At 66.1% G+C, this 1,131-nt stretch carries 2 rRNA genes and 1 pseudogene; all 3 read left to right on the top strand.

Annotated elements, in window-relative coordinates:
• Positions 1-89 (top strand): 23S ribosomal RNA (locus tag ACIBAE_RS29055); the annotation flags it as partial.
• 131 nt (positions 90-220) lie between these two features.
• Positions 221-337 (top strand): 5S ribosomal RNA (rrf, locus tag ACIBAE_RS29050).
• A gap of 110 nt (positions 338-447) precedes the next feature.
• A pseudogene (locus ACIBAE_RS29045) lies at positions 448-1,131 on the top strand (tetratricopeptide repeat protein); the annotation flags it as partial.

Raw genomic sequence — 1,131 nt, 5'->3', positions numbered from 1 at the left:
CCCAGTAGACGACTGGGTTGATAGGCCAGATGTGGAAGACCGGTAACGGTTGAAGCTGACTGGTACTAATAGGCCGAGGGCTTGTCCTCAGTTGCACGCGTCCACTGTGTGGTTCCCGGGTTGCGAACAGTCGCACCGGTTGAACCAGTATTTACTCAATTGAAGAGTGTGCTGTTCGCTAAGTGCCGATATCCCGTTCTGCGGGATGGCCCGATAGTGTTTCGGTGGTCATAGCGTGAGGGAAACGCCCGGTTACATTCCGAACCCGGAAGCTAAGCCTCACAGCGCCGATGGTACTGCAGGGGGGACCCTGTGGGAGAGTAGGACGCCGCCGAACAATCTTTCAAGGACCCGTGGTCCAGCGTTCACGCTGGACTGCGGGTCCTTTTTTGTGTTTTCTCCCTCATCGCCCCGAAGCGCATCGGAAGGCCGATTGCGCGAGAATGACTGCGGTACCCGAAGACAGGAGCTCCACCGATGTCCCCCAACTCCTCCGACGACCGTCCCGAGCGCGACCAGAACCGCCGGGACAGCGGCGACCGGGGCGGCTTCCGCGGAGGCCGTGACGATCGCGACCGCGGACCGCGGCGCGACGATCGGGACCGTAGTGGTTTCCGGCGCGATGACAACAACCGCCGCGACGACAATCGCGGTGGCGGCTTCCGCGGCGGACGCGATGACCGGCCGAGCAGTGGTCCGCGTCGTGATGACCGCCCCAGTGGTGGTTTCCGCCGCGATGACCGCCCCAGCAGTGGTCCGCGTCGTGATGACGACCGTGGTGGTCGTCCCAGCTCCAGCGGTGGCGGCTACGGCCGGCCGAGCGGGCCGCGTCGCGATGACGACCGTTCCAGTGGTGGTTTCCGTCGTGACGATCGCCCGAGCACGCCCCGCCGGGATGACGACCGTTCCAGTGGTGGTTTCCGTCGTGACGACCGGCCGAGCAGTGGTCCGCGCCGTGACGACCGTCCCAGTGGTGGTTTCCGTCGCGACGACCGCCCGAGCACACCCCGCCGGGATGACGACCGTTCCAGCGGTGGTTTCCGTCGTGACGACCGTCCCAGCAGCGGTCCGCGCCGCGACGACCGCCCCAGCGGCGGCTTCCGTCGCGACGACCGCCCCAGCAGCGGTCCG

The sequence above is a fragment of the Streptomyces sp. NPDC051569 genome, from assembly GCF_044454085.1.
In the GTDB taxonomy this organism is placed as follows: domain Bacteria; phylum Actinomycetota; class Actinomycetes; order Streptomycetales; family Streptomycetaceae; genus Streptomyces.
Note: the sequence above shows the minus strand (reverse complement) of the source record. Positions and strands in the feature narration are given on the sequence as shown.